The sequence below is a fragment of the Bacillus sp. TL12 genome, assembly GCF_022625245.1.
In the GTDB taxonomy this organism is placed as follows: Bacteria; Bacillota; Bacilli; order Bacillales; family Bacillaceae_G; genus Bacillus_A.
Genome location: NZ_JAJJBY010000001.1, coordinates 1 through 11,607, shown reverse-complemented (window position 1 = coordinate 11,607; position 11,607 = coordinate 1). Strand labels below are relative to the sequence as shown.

The window sequence follows — 11,607 nt, the reverse complement described above, 5'->3', positions numbered from 1 at the left end:
AATATATGCTAACTTGGATATATTTTACTTTTGTAAATAAAATGTAATAAAGTACCTTCAAGCTTTTAAGTAAGCGTTTTTGTACTAAAAAATTAATTGCGTGGACGAATTTTCCACCCAGTAATTGTACATAGTAAAGATGTAATTTATCTTGGGTGGAGGATCTTACATGCACAAATACATACTAGCCATTATGACTACTCTTATTTTGTTAAAAGCAATTAGTTCTGATCCAGTAAAAGCAGCTGAAAATCCGGCGCAAAAAGAAATGCAGCAAAGAATTGAACAACATTTTCGAACGAAAGCCGAGCATTTTGGAATTGAGACAGAGGGAAAAGACTTAAAGGAAGTGCGGAAAGAGCTTCATATTGTAGAGGAAGAAAAGAAGCGGGAAAATGTGTGGAGAACCGCTCAAAATCTTCGTATTAAAACAGAAGGAAAAACGATGGAGGAATTGATAAAAGATGTGCGAAAAAAAGTGAGGAAATAAAAAAGAGGCCGAAGCCTCTTTTTTTATGCCCATTGTTTTGATAAATGAGCCATTTCAATTGCAGCAACTGCCGATTCATATCCTTTGTTACCAGCTTTTGTACCCGCACGTTCAATGGCTTGTTCAATTGTTTCAGTTGTTAATACGCCGAAAATAACTGGGATGTCTGTTTGTAGTGATAAAGAGGCAACGCCTTTTGCAACTTCATTACAAACGTAATCATAATGAGTTGTTGCACCACGAATGACTGTTCCTAGTGTAATGACAGCATCGTATTTACCGCTACTAGCCATTTTTTTTGCGATTAATGGGATTTCAAATGCACCTGGAACCCATGCGACATCAATATCGTTTTCTTCTACCCCATGGCGCTTTAACCCGTCTAATGCACCGCCTAATAGCTTGCTTGTAATAAATTCATTAAAACGTCCAACAACAACACCAACTTTTAATCCTGTACCAACTAAATGACCTTCGAATACCATATTTTATCTCTCCCTTTATATATTATAAACTTAGTAAGTGACCTAATTTTTCTAATTTTGTTTGTAAATATGCTTTATTTTCTTCTTTTGTTGGCATTTGCAATGGTACGCGTTCGACAACTTCTAAATCATACCCTTGCAAGCCGGTGATTTTTCTTGGATTATTTGTTAATAATCGTAGTTGTTGTAAACCTAAATCCTTTAAAATTTGTGCGCCAATACCGTAATCGCGAAGATCTGCTGGAAAGCCTAATTTTTCATTTGCTTCCACAGTATCGAATCCTTCTTCTTGTAACTTGTATGCACGAAGTTTATTAAGCAATCCAATGCCGCGACCTTCCTGTCTCATATAAAGAAGAACACCTTTTCCTTCGCGTTCAATTTGCGCAAGAGCAGTATGAAGCTGTGGACCGCAGTCGCAGCGGCATGAACCGAAAACATCGCCAGTTAAGCATTCTGAATGAACACGAACGAGAACAGGTTCATCAGTAGAGATGTCTCCTTTTACGAGAGCGATGTGTTCTTTTTGATCAAGCGAGTTGGAATAACCAATTGCATGAAATGTACCGAAGTCTGTCGGCAATGTAATTTCAATTTCTCTTGTTACGAGTGTTTCATGATGGCGACGATAAGCAATTAAATCTTCAATCGTAATCATTTTTATATCAAATTGTTCTGCCACTTGTACTAAATCAGGAACACGTGCCATCGTGCCGTCTTCTTTTATAATTTCACAAATGACTCCTGCTGGTTCTGCACCGCATAATTTTGCTAAATCAACCGCTGCTTCTGTATGGCCAGCGCGGCGCAGAACGCCGCCTTCTTTCGCAATTAAGGGGAAGATATGGCCTGGGCGATTAAAATCTGTACTTTTTGATGCTGGATTTAATAACTCGCGTACAGTTGTCGCACGTTCGTAAGCGCTAATACCTGTTGTTGTAGAAATGTGGTCGATACTTACTGTGAACGCAGTATGATGAGAATCTGTATTATGAGAAACCATAGGTTCTAGCTGTAAGCGGTCTGCATATTGCTCTATAATCGGTACACAAACAAGACCACGGCCATGTGTAATCATAAAATTAATTGTTTCAGGTGTAATGTTCTCTGCTAAAGCGATGAAATCTCCTTCGTTTTCACGGCTTTCATCATCACATACAATAATGACTTTTCCTTGTTTTAAATCTTCTAGTGCTTCTTCAATACGATGAAACATTGTGCTTCCCCCTTATAGAAATCCATTTTCTTGTAAAAAGCTTTCTGTAACTGAATTGCTCTGTTTCGCGGGCTTTGAAATAAAACGCTCAATATATTTTCCAATCATGTCACATTCAATGTTCACGATGTCTCCAGCTACTTTTTCACCGATAATAGATTCGCTTACAGTGTGCGGAATGAGTGAAATGGTAATGGAAGATTCATCTATATCAAATATCGTTAAGCTTGTTCCATCAATAGATACTGATCCTTTGTGTAAACAATAACGGAGCAAATTATTTGGAATTTCAATTTTGTAATATATCGCATTATAGTGCTGTTTTTTACTTACAATGGTTCCAATTCCATCAATATGTCCTGTGACGAAATGTCCACCAAAGCGCCCATTTGCAGCCATTGCCCGTTCTAGATTTACTTTAGAACGGTTGCCAAGCATACGTAGTGATGTTGCTCGCATCGTTTCAGGCATGGCATCAACAGTAAAGGAAGACGCTGTAAAAGAAGTAACAGTTAAACAAATTCCATTTACAGCAATACTGTCTCCTAGCTTTACGTCTGATAAGATTGTATTTGCTGTAATTGTTAGCTTCATTGCTTCTCCGCTTTGCCTTATATTCGAAACAGTTCCAAGCTCTTCTACAATTCCTGTAAACATGCAGGCACCTCATTTCGCACTGTAGCAACGATTTTTATATCATCGCCAATTTGTTTCATCTCTTGAATTTGCAAGGAAAGTGCATCTTGCAGCTTGTTAAAGCCGGTGCCACCAAACATAGTTGGGGCATCTTTTCCACCAATTAATTTAGGGCTTATATAAGTTACAATTTCATTAAAACACTTTGTTTCTAAAAAGCTCGCGTGTATCGATTGTCCTCCTTCAACAAAGAGTGAAAGAATTTGTTTCTCACCGAGAAGGAGGAGAAGCTCGCGTATTTCAATTTGGCTCGTCTGCATTTGAAGTACAGATGTTCCTTGAGATTCATATCTTGCTATTTTTTCTTTCTGTACATCTTTTCCAACAATAATCCATGTTGGTGCAATCCCGTCTGTAATGACACGAGAGGAAAGTGGCATTCGTAAATGTGTATCTAAAATGATTCGAATCGGATGCTTGCCACCGTTTGGAAGACGTGTTGTTAAAGATGGGTCATCAGCTATAACAGTATTCACTCCGACAAGGATGGCATCGTGCGTATGACGATATTGGTGAACATCCCCGCGAGCATCTTCACCTGTAATCCACTTGCTTTCTCCAGTAGCAGTTGCTATTTTTCCATCTAAACTCATTGCAGTTTTTATTGTTACAAACGGCTGTTTCATTTTCATGTAATGGAAAAAATATCGGTTTAATTGGATAGCTTCTTTTTCGAGAATGCCAGTAGTTACATGAATACCTGCTTTTTGCAAACGTTTTGCACCGTTACCTGAAACAAGCGGATTACAATCAAGGGTAGCGATTACAACATGTTTCACCTCTTTTTGAATGAGTAGGTCGCAGCACGGTGGCGTTTTTCCGAAATGGCTACATGGTTCTAGTGTCACGTATACAGTGGATCCTTTTGCTTTTTCGCCAGCCATACGAAGGGCATGGACTTCAGCATGTCCTTCACCTGCGCGTAGATGCGCTCCCATTCCTACGATGTTTCCATCCTTTACAACAACAGCACCGACCATTGGATTTGGACTTGTTTGCCCTGTAGCACTTTTGGCTAACTGTAAGGCAATCTTCATATATTCTTGATCAGTCATTCTTTTCACCTCTCCTAAGAAAAATCAAAAAACCCCAAGGATAATAGTATCCTTGGGGTTTGGGAGACGTGATTTCTAGAAATATAGTTCGAATACGAGAGTATAGGAAAGAAACCTAACGATGATTGATATTTTTGCACGAGAAAAAACCTAGCAAACTATCAATTTTTTATACGCTAGTCGTATCTTTTTATTTTAGCATAGGAAAATAGGTATATGAAATAAAACATATACACTTATTTAAAACGAATCAGTAAAAATGTGTACGCCAAAATAAAAGTGTATTCGCTATATAAGCACTAGAAAACATATCCTTCTCCCATCCAGACTATACTGTCGGCCCTAGAATTTCACTAGATCCACCGTTTCTAAGCTTAGAAACGGGTCACGGACTTAGAAGTGTGCACTTCATCACCGCCGGTTGGGAATTTCACCCGACCCCGAAGGATGCTGTTTGCTCACATTATAGCACAAAAAAGAAAAAAGGATAGTAAAAAATATTCGAATGTGAAGAATTGTATGAAAATGAAGGGGAGAATAAAGTTTGTTATACTAGTATGGGAAAGATTTCAGTATAGACATAAATGAGGTGGAGATATGAAATATATTGCAGTGGGAATCGGTGGTATCGTGGGAGCTTTAGTGCGGTATGGATTAGAGCAATGGATTGGTACTCCTTCAGTCGACGCTTTTCCGCTGGCAACATGGTTAGCGAATATGATTGGTAGTTTTTTATTGGCATTTTTAACGATGTATTTCTTTCGTATGAAACAAGTTTCACAAGTGGTAATGAATAGCGTTGGAATAGGAATAATTGGCTCTTTTACTACTTTCTCAACATTTAGCATAGAGACATTGAAACTAATGCAACACGAAGCATTCTTTATGGCGTTTTATTATGTAAGTACGAGTATAGTCGGAGGATTGCTCTTATCTTTATTTGGATTTTACCTTGGAAATGCATTATATGAAAAAAGCGTGAAGAAAGAAGGAGCACGATGAATATTTTGCTTGTAGGAATTGGTGGTTTTTTCGGAACTATTGCTAGATTTTCTATTAGTAGTGCAATAAAAGAAAAGTACGGAAGTTTATTTCCATATGAAACATTATTTGTAAATATAGTCGGCTCATTCTTATTAGGTCTATTGTATGGAGTTGATGTGGATAGTACGTGGTTATTATTATGTGGAACAGGTTTTATGGGGGCATTTACGACATTTTCAACATGTAAGCTTGAAATTGTTCAATTGATACATAAACGTAAGGGACAAAAGGCGCTATTATATTTAGTAATGAGTTATATGCTAGGTATTTTTTCTGCACTGATAGGTTTTTATATAGGACATTTATAAGAAGCATGCACAAATCATTGTGCGTGCTTCTCGTATTATTATTCTTCCTTTGGTGCTCGAACGATAGATTCGAATTTTCCCTTATGCGAAGCATCGCAATAAGGCATGTTTTTTGATAACCCACAGCGACATAAAGAAAATGCAGGTTTTGCCGGGAAAGCATTCCCTTGTGAGTCGATTAGTTCCACATCCCCTGTAATGCGAAACGAACCATTATCATTCACTTTAATTTGTACTTTAGCCAACGGTATCCCTCCTTCCAAAACGCTTATGTTCATCATATAATTACAGGAAGTGCTTGACAATAAAAAACAGTACTTTGTATGTAGAAGAAGAGAGTGTTATAATAACGTTTATAGTTGACATATAGTAAGGTGACGAAACATGAATAAACAATTACGTACACTGCAAAATATTGCAAATGAGCGCACGTGGGCATCTTTTTTAAATGATAATCATCCATATAGTTTACTGCATTGGTCAATTGCTGGTGTAGGACAAGAACCAAAAGATGTGTGGCTTCTTCAAGACGAAGTTACATTTCAAACGACAGAATTTCAAACGCTTGATGAAGCGGTAAAATGGATTTCTGAAAATATGGAACAAGTTACAGACGTGTTAGCGCAATAACGTGAAAAAAACAGGCTTATGCAAGCCTGTTTTTTGTATCTTTCACATATGTGTTTAAGAATCGATCCACGGCAGCTTCATACTCTTGCTTGTTTTCATTATAAGAGCAAGCGTGTGCACCGTGTTCCGCAATAAAGAGCTGTTTATGGTTTTCTTTCGCTTCATAAAGAGCTTTTGTCATATCACATAAAATATAGTCATCGTCTTTGCTATGAATAAAAAGGACTGGATTATTTATGTTTTTTACACAATCGATTGGAGAAATTTCGCTTATTGTATAACCGTCCCTTACCTTTAAAAAGGCATTTGCTAATGGTAGCAGCGGCCATTTTGGCAAATGAAATTCGACTTTTAAGCGATGCTGTAGCTGACCATAAAAGTCAGAGAAAGGGCAGTCCGCAATATAAAAATCAGCGCCGTCTTCCACCATTCCTGCATATTGAAGGAGTGTGGCAGCCCCCATCGATTCTCCATGAATGCCAAGTGTAATATTTGTTCCAAAACGGTTCTTTAGCCAATCAACTACCGTCTTTAAATCATATTTTTCGTAATAGCCATAACTTGTCGTTTTACCACCTGTTTTACCATGGCGACGGTGATCATAAATAAATACGTTATATCCTCTGTTTAAAAATAAATTTGCATATTTGACAGAGTTTATTTTATTTACGGTTACACCGTGACAAAAAATCATAAACTTATTAGAATTACCTGCAGAAATGTAATAGCCGTGAATATCATATTTAAATTGAGATGGAATACAAACTTCTTCTTTTGGAATGGCATTAAAATCCTCTAAGCGAAAATGTTTTTTCGTTTCACGTTCTAAAATTTCTTCTTCTGTTTTTTTCTTTAAGTACATTACTTTATTCGTAAAGAAAATACCGATACCAATTAATACTCCTATTATGGTTAGCAATGCTGTAAAAAAACGTTTCATACCTCATCCTCCAAATACCTCTACATGTGATACGCTTATATTGTATCATAATGATGTAAAAAGGGGAGAGAGTGGAGCATGGTTCAAATGCAAAAAATTACAGAAGAAATGAGAAAAACAATTGCGTTATTTATGCGTGAAAATTGGGGAAGCGCGCTGATGGTTTCACGTGGAAGAGTGCATCAGCTAGATCAATTACCCGGTTTTATTGCAATTGAAGATAACAGAATAATAGGAATTATTACATATGAAATAAGCGAAAATGATTGTGAGATTGTTTCATTAGATAGCTTTAAGGAGAAAAAGGGAATCGGAACGAAACTTATAGAGTGTGTAATTGATATTGCGAAAAAACAATGTTGTAAAAAGGTGTGGCTCATTACGACAAACGATAATACGAATGCACTTCGCTTCTATCAGAAACGTGGTTTTATAATGACTAACTTATATATAGATGCGGTCAAGGAAGCGAGAAGGATAAAGAAAGAAATTCCGTTCATTGGCTATGATAACATCGCGATTTCACATGAAATTCAATTAGAAAAAATGAATATATAAGATCAGTTTGTATATATGGGGAGAATTAGAAGTAAGAGAATCTTATGTAACAATTTTCAGAAATATAAAACAATAACCTTGACGAATGATCTACTTTGTTTTAGGTTTGAATTGTAAACGATTACCATATTAAGGGGTGACGATGTGGCAACCATACGTGATGTTGCAAAATTGGCCGGTGTTTCAGTCGCAACCGTTTCACGAGTTATTAATGAAAAAGGGTATGTCCATGAGGATACAGTAAAACAAGTAAAACAGGCAATTGAAGAGTTACAGTATAAACCGAATGCCGTAGCAAAGGCGTTATTTAAAAAATCTTCGACAATGATTGCCGTATTAGTATCAAATTTAGAAGATCCATCCTATATAACATTGCTTCGTTCAGTAGAAGAGGCTGCATATAAAGAGGGATATCAAATTGTTATTTGTAATATAGAAAATAAGAGTGGTTATATAGATATACTGATGCAAAATAATATTGCTGGTGTAATTATGACAAAAGACATATATAAGCGTCTAGATAATCTTTCTATTCCATTTGTTGTACTTGATGAAGCAGGAGCGCTTTCTACGTATTATGACAGTGCTAAAAAGGCAGTTGTTTTGCTAAAAGAAAAAGGTTGTCATTTTCTTGCTTATATTGGGGAAGAGGCAGAAGATGAGACAATGGAAGAACATGTATCTGGATTTTTAGATGGAGTTTGGGAAGAAGGGCTTGCTTATCGAGAAGAAAAAATAGAAGGGCCTGAAGAAAAACAAATTATTGAATTATTACGAAAGTATCCATATATTGACGGTGTTGTCACTTCTAGTGATGCTGCTGCAATTGCAGCCGTTCGTGCAGCAAGTTATCTTGGTATTCATATACCGGAGCATTTGCAAGTCGTTGGTTTTAAAGGAAGTTTACAAGGTGAATGGGTTACGCCATCTTTAACAACGATTGGAAGTCCCTTTGAAAAGCAAGGAGTGGTAGCTGTACAAAAGTTGGTAGGAAAAATAAAAAAGAAACAAGTAAACTTTGAAGAAGTACAGCAAGAAGAGTTTCTATTAATTGAACGAGAATCGACAAAGTAAAAGGTGCGTCCAAGTAAAACACACCTTTTTTATAATGTTATGGCAGCAATAAACCCAAATATAAGTAGCGGAATATTGTAGTGAAGAAAGGTTGGAATACATGTATCCCATATATGATGATGCTTACCATCTGCATTTAAACCTGAAGTAGGTCCTAGCGTACTATCAGATGCTGGAGAACCAGCGTCACCTAATGCACCAGCTGTACCGATAATAGCAATGGTTGCCATTGGGCTAAAGCCAAGCTGCATACATAGCGGAACGAAGATTGTTGTTAAAATCGGAATGGTGGAAAAGGAAGAACCGATTCCCATTGTAACGAGTAGACCGATAACAAGCATAAGAAATGCAGCAAGTGGCTTACTGTTCCCAATTAAATCCGCACTTGTTTGAACGAGTGATGCAACATGCCCTGTTTTCCGAAGAACTGCTCCGAATCCAGCGGCAGAAATCATAACGAAACCGATAAATGACATCATACGCATACCGCTTGTTAAAATAGCATCAGCTTCTTTTAGCGGGAGACTCCCACTAATTGATAATACAATAATCCCTGCTAATGCACCAAAAATCATTGATTCTGTTGCTAATTGCACGCTTAATGTTGCGATAATAGATAACAATCCGAACGTAATACTTCTTTTTGTGTAAGGAGCTATTTCATCAGTTGAAGAATGAATCGGTTCGGTAGAGTAGGTGCGTGGTTTACGATACGTAATGAAAACAGCGACACATAGCCCGATAATCATACCTATTGCTGGAATTGTCATCGCTTTTGGAATAAGGGTTACATCAAATGTAAGCCCACTTTGCTGTGCATTCGTTTGTAACACGTCGTGATAAATTTTTCCAAATCCAGCTGGAATCCACATATAAGGAGTAATTAATCCGAATGTAATGAGACATGTAACAAGACGACGATCCACTTCTAATTCATTTAAAACTTTTAAAAGCGCTGGAATTAAAATAGGGATAAAAGCAATGTGAACCGGTATAACATTTTGCGAAAAACAAGCCATTGCTAAAATGATAAATAAAATAAGTACTTTGGAATATGTTTGCTTTTTTGTGTCTTTTTCGTTGCCAATTACATTCAGTGCAGTATGAATCATCGCGTCGGGTAGCCCCGTTTTGGAAAGCGAAATAGCGAATCCCCCGAGCATGGCATAACTTAAAGCGATTGGAGCACTGCTTCCAAGACCTGTGGTAAAAGTATAGATTGTTTCTGAAATCTCAAGTCCGCCAATTAGTCCACCTGTTAAGGCGCCGACGATAATAGCGACAATGACTTGGACACGTAATAAACTAAGCAGCAGCATCATTGCTACTGCGACGAGTACAGCGTTCATAATAAATGTAATCTCCCTGATTTTTTTCTGTTTTGTAACTTATCCTAGGTAAGTATATAGACGAACCAAGTAAAGTTACGACATGTAATTATAAAATGTTTTCTATGAAATGTAAAAGACATAACGATTGTTACCTATGTTGAAAAGGTAACTCTTGTTTGATAGAGCATATAGATTGTGCATACAGTTCAGGTTCTTCTAAATTTGGTGAATGAGCAGAGTTTGGGAACCAGATCATTTTTTTGATGGGTGCTTGAATTGTATCACAATATTGTTGAACGAGTGCATAAGGTGTTTGGTAGTCGAAACGACCAGAACAGAAATAGACAGGTACGGAAAGTTTTGAGATTGTAGAAAAGAAATCTACTGTGAGCATTTCCTCCCATAATGCCCCAGATTTCATATTTCCTGCGAGAAATCTCACCCAATCTAACCATGTATATTCTGAAGAAAACAACCCTTTTCGAATGAAAGAAAAGGAAGTCCCATTTTGAACCGCTCCTCCAAACGTACCAAGCCATTTTCTTTGAATAATAAGGCGCCGCATATCTAGAAAAGGAGGCTTTCCAAGTTTGGTTAGAGATGTTAATGCACGTTCGTGTCCATGTTTTTTTGCGGAGTGAATTAAATGTTGATAGAGCAATTCTTCATTTTGTTTCATATGTACAATCTGACCTATACCAATATAAGCTTCGATATAGTCTGGATATTTATTTGCAATTTGTAAGCCGATAATACTTCCCCAAGAATGTCCAGCGAGAAATAGCTTCTGTTTTTTGAAACGAGAAAGAAGATATTTTATTACTTCGAATGCATCTGAAACAAATTGTTCAATTGTAAAAGGTGCTTTTATATCCCGCCAGGAAAAGGATTTTCCTGCTCCTCTTTGATCCCAATTGACAACAATAAAGTGTTTTTCTAAGTCTTCTTGAAAATGACGAATGAACCCAATTTGTGCCATACCAGGGCCACCGTGACAGCATAATAAAATAGGTTGATTTACGTCTTGACCACGAATAAGTAGAGATTGTTGACGGTTGTTAATCGTAACGCTTTCTATCGTAGCAACGCTATTTGAAATTGGATTTTTTAATTCGTCGCAAAACGGTGGAGTGTAGCTACGAAAAAGCATATAAAAAAACCTCCTTTTCTCTAATGGCATGTATCGCACGGATGTACAATTTTGCATATACTGTTAAGAAATTATTGTATCATAACATGTAGGCTATGTTTCAACTATGAGCGCTCAGAGAGAAGGGGGAAGAAAGTGACAGTTGGAGAAATTATAGATCGCTTAAACAAACGGGAACCACTTGCTATTATTGCGAAACGCCTCGACATGAGCCCATATGCATTGTCAAAAAAGTTAAGGGTGCTTGGATATGAATACGACGGCGAACTGAAGAAACGAATATTCATTGGAGAGGGAGAAGAACCGCGGCATTTGTATCTTCAAGAAGCTACTGCACTTCAATATGTAAAAACAGATTATCAAGTTTTAATATATGAACAATTGCAAAAAATTTACGAATTGCTTCGAAAACGAGAGAGACCAATCATAACGGAACCGATTATAAGCAATGAAAAGAAAAAACGCACTTTCTCTATTCGTACGGAAATTTTAGAGAAATTAGACGTTGTCTCTGCTTCCAAAGGGATGCATAAATCTAAAATTGTAGAAATGGCATTGATAGAATTTTTACAGAAATATGAAGAAGTGGATGAGAAATATAAAGATAAGTAAAAGAGAGAAGGTGTATAA

General features: G+C 37.0%; 15 protein-coding genes and 1 riboswitch. Of the genes, 7 read left to right on the top strand and 8 right to left on the bottom strand.

Features of this window, described 5'->3' with window-relative positions; all coding sequences use genetic code 11:
* The first annotated feature begins 169 nt into the window (after nt 1-169).
* The gene (locus LOK41_RS00075; RefSeq protein WP_241814657.1) at nt 170-490 is read left to right on the top strand and encodes a hypothetical protein; all 321 of its coding nucleotides are present in this window, start codon (nt 170-172) and stop codon (nt 488-490) included.
* A 23-nt stretch (nt 491-513) separates the two neighbouring features.
* On the opposite strand, the gene ribH is transcribed toward LOK41_RS00075, so the two are convergent.
* The 4 genes from ribH to ribD are packed head-to-tail and all read right to left on the bottom strand — an operon-like array spanning nt 514 to nt 3,942.
* Complete coding sequence (ribH, locus tag LOK41_RS00070; RefSeq protein ID WP_000230897.1) at nt 514-975, bottom strand: 6,7-dimethyl-8-ribityllumazine synthase; 462 nt, start codon at nt 973-975, stop codon at nt 514-516.
* A gap of 22 nt (nt 976-997) precedes the next feature.
* Entirely contained in the window at nt 998-2,191 is a 1,194-nt protein-coding gene (locus LOK41_RS00065) for a bifunctional 3,4-dihydroxy-2-butanone-4-phosphate synthase/GTP cyclohydrolase II (protein WP_174099118.1), read from the bottom strand.
* A gap of 12 nt (nt 2,192-2,203) precedes the next feature.
* A complete protein-coding gene (ribE, locus tag LOK41_RS00060; protein WP_241814656.1) occupies nt 2,204-2,848 on the bottom strand; it encodes a riboflavin synthase in 645 nt (214 codons plus the stop codon).
* Entirely contained in the window at nt 2,830-3,942 is a 1,113-nt protein-coding gene (gene ribD / locus LOK41_RS00055) for a bifunctional diaminohydroxyphosphoribosylaminopyrimidine deaminase/5-amino-6-(5-phosphoribosylamino)uracil reductase RibD (protein ID WP_241814654.1), read from the bottom strand. Before ribD ends, ribE begins: the two co-directional genes overlap by 19 nt.
* A 307-nt stretch (nt 3,943-4,249) precedes the next feature.
* A riboswitch (FMN riboswitch) is annotated at nt 4,250-4,394 on the bottom strand.
* Between the two features lie 145 nt (nt 4,395-4,539).
* On the opposite strand from ribD, the gene LOK41_RS00050 reads away from it, so the two are divergent.
* Together LOK41_RS00050 and crcB are read left to right on the top strand one after the other, a co-directional pair.
* Complete coding sequence (locus LOK41_RS00050; RefSeq protein WP_174099121.1) at nt 4,540-4,944, top strand: fluoride efflux transporter FluC; 405 nt, start codon at nt 4,540-4,542, stop codon at nt 4,942-4,944.
* A complete protein-coding gene (gene crcB / locus LOK41_RS00045; RefSeq protein WP_241814652.1) occupies nt 4,941-5,294 on the top strand; it encodes a fluoride efflux transporter CrcB in 354 nt (117 codons plus the stop codon). Before LOK41_RS00050 ends, crcB begins: the two co-directional genes overlap by 4 nt.
* 38 nt (nt 5,295-5,332) lie before the next feature.
* Here the strand turns inward: crcB and LOK41_RS00040 are convergent, their stop codons facing one another.
* The gene (locus LOK41_RS00040; RefSeq protein WP_174099123.1) at nt 5,333-5,575 is read right to left on the bottom strand and encodes a CDGSH iron-sulfur domain-containing protein; all 243 of its coding nucleotides are present in this window, start codon (nt 5,573-5,575) and stop codon (nt 5,333-5,335) included.
* A 103-nt stretch (nt 5,576-5,678) separates the two neighbouring features.
* On the opposite strand from LOK41_RS00040, the gene LOK41_RS00035 reads away from it, so the two are divergent.
* On the top strand, nt 5,679-5,924 hold the full coding sequence (locus tag LOK41_RS00035; RefSeq protein ID WP_174099124.1) for a DUF2552 family protein: 246 nt from the start codon (nt 5,679-5,681) through the stop codon (nt 5,922-5,924).
* Nucleotides 5,925-5,940: 16 nt separating this feature from the next.
* Here LOK41_RS00035 and LOK41_RS00030 read toward each other — a convergent pair whose 3' ends face one another.
* Nucleotides 5,941-6,864, bottom strand: coding sequence for an alpha/beta hydrolase (locus tag LOK41_RS00030; protein WP_241814651.1), 924 nt, complete (start codon nt 6,862-6,864; stop codon nt 5,941-5,943).
* Nucleotides 6,865-6,942: 78 nt separating this feature from the next.
* Here LOK41_RS00030 and LOK41_RS00025 point away from each other — a divergent pair, with 78 nt between their 5' ends.
* Together LOK41_RS00025 and LOK41_RS00020 are read left to right on the top strand one after the other, a co-directional pair.
* A complete protein-coding gene (locus tag LOK41_RS00025) occupies nt 6,943-7,422 on the top strand; it encodes a GNAT family N-acetyltransferase (RefSeq protein WP_241814650.1) in 480 nt (159 codons plus the stop codon).
* Between the two features lie 144 nt (nt 7,423-7,566).
* A complete protein-coding gene (locus LOK41_RS00020) occupies nt 7,567-8,496 on the top strand; it encodes a LacI family DNA-binding transcriptional regulator (RefSeq protein ID WP_241814648.1) in 930 nt (309 codons plus the stop codon).
* Nucleotides 8,497-8,525: 29 nt separating this feature from the next.
* Here the strand turns inward: LOK41_RS00020 and LOK41_RS00015 are convergent, their stop codons facing one another.
* Together LOK41_RS00015 and LOK41_RS00010 are read right to left on the bottom strand one after the other, a co-directional pair.
* The gene (locus LOK41_RS00015; RefSeq protein ID WP_241814647.1) at nt 8,526-9,845 is read right to left on the bottom strand and encodes a Na+/H+ antiporter family protein; all 1,320 of its coding nucleotides are present in this window, start codon (nt 9,843-9,845) and stop codon (nt 8,526-8,528) included.
* A 130-nt stretch (nt 9,846-9,975) separates the two neighbouring features.
* A complete protein-coding gene (locus tag LOK41_RS00010; RefSeq protein ID WP_241814646.1) occupies nt 9,976-10,977 on the bottom strand; it encodes an alpha/beta fold hydrolase in 1,002 nt (333 codons plus the stop codon).
* A 135-nt stretch (nt 10,978-11,112) separates the two neighbouring features.
* On the opposite strand from LOK41_RS00010, the gene LOK41_RS00005 reads away from it, so the two are divergent.
* Complete coding sequence (locus LOK41_RS00005) at nt 11,113-11,589, top strand: ribbon-helix-helix domain-containing protein (RefSeq protein ID WP_241814644.1); 477 nt, start codon at nt 11,113-11,115, stop codon at nt 11,587-11,589.
* Nucleotides 11,590-11,607: the final 18 nt, after the last annotated feature.

Excerpts from the sequence above, each read along its gene's own strand:
- LOK41_RS00010 (WP_241814646.1), bottom strand. The coding sequence starts at position 10,977 with ATGCTTTTTCGTAGCTACACTCCACCGTTTTGCGACGAATTAAAAAAT.
- LOK41_RS00030 (WP_241814651.1), bottom strand. The coding sequence starts at position 6,864 with ATGAAACGTTTTTTTACAGCATTGCTAACCATAATAGGAGTATTAATT.
- ribH (WP_000230897.1), bottom strand. The coding sequence starts at position 975 with ATGGTATTCGAAGGTCATTTAGTTGGTACAGGATTAAAAGTTGGTGTT.
- LOK41_RS00065 (WP_174099118.1), bottom strand. The coding sequence starts at position 2,191 with ATGTTTCATCGTATTGAAGAAGCACTAGAAGATTTAAAACAAGGAAAA.
- LOK41_RS00075 (WP_241814657.1), top strand. The coding sequence starts at position 170 with ATGCACAAATACATACTAGCCATTATGACTACTCTTATTTTGTTAAAA.
- ribD (WP_241814654.1), bottom strand. The coding sequence starts at position 3,942 with ATGACTGATCAAGAATATATGAAGATTGCCTTACAGTTAGCCAAAAGT.
- LOK41_RS00050 (WP_174099121.1), top strand. The coding sequence starts at position 4,540 with ATGAAATATATTGCAGTGGGAATCGGTGGTATCGTGGGAGCTTTAGTG.
- LOK41_RS00015 (WP_241814647.1), bottom strand. The coding sequence starts at position 9,845 with ATGAACGCTGTACTCGTCGCAGTAGCAATGATGCTGCTGCTTAGTTTA.
- LOK41_RS00035 (WP_174099124.1), top strand. The coding sequence starts at position 5,679 with ATGAATAAACAATTACGTACACTGCAAAATATTGCAAATGAGCGCACG.
- LOK41_RS00025 (WP_241814650.1), top strand. The coding sequence starts at position 6,943 with ATGGTTCAAATGCAAAAAATTACAGAAGAAATGAGAAAAACAATTGCG.
- crcB (WP_241814652.1), top strand. The coding sequence starts at position 4,941 with ATGAATATTTTGCTTGTAGGAATTGGTGGTTTTTTCGGAACTATTGCT.
- LOK41_RS00040 (WP_174099123.1), bottom strand. The coding sequence starts at position 5,575 with ATGATGAACATAAGCGTTTTGGAAGGAGGGATACCGTTGGCTAAAGTA.
- ribE (WP_241814656.1), bottom strand. The coding sequence starts at position 2,848 with ATGTTTACAGGAATTGTAGAAGAGCTTGGAACTGTTTCGAATATAAGG.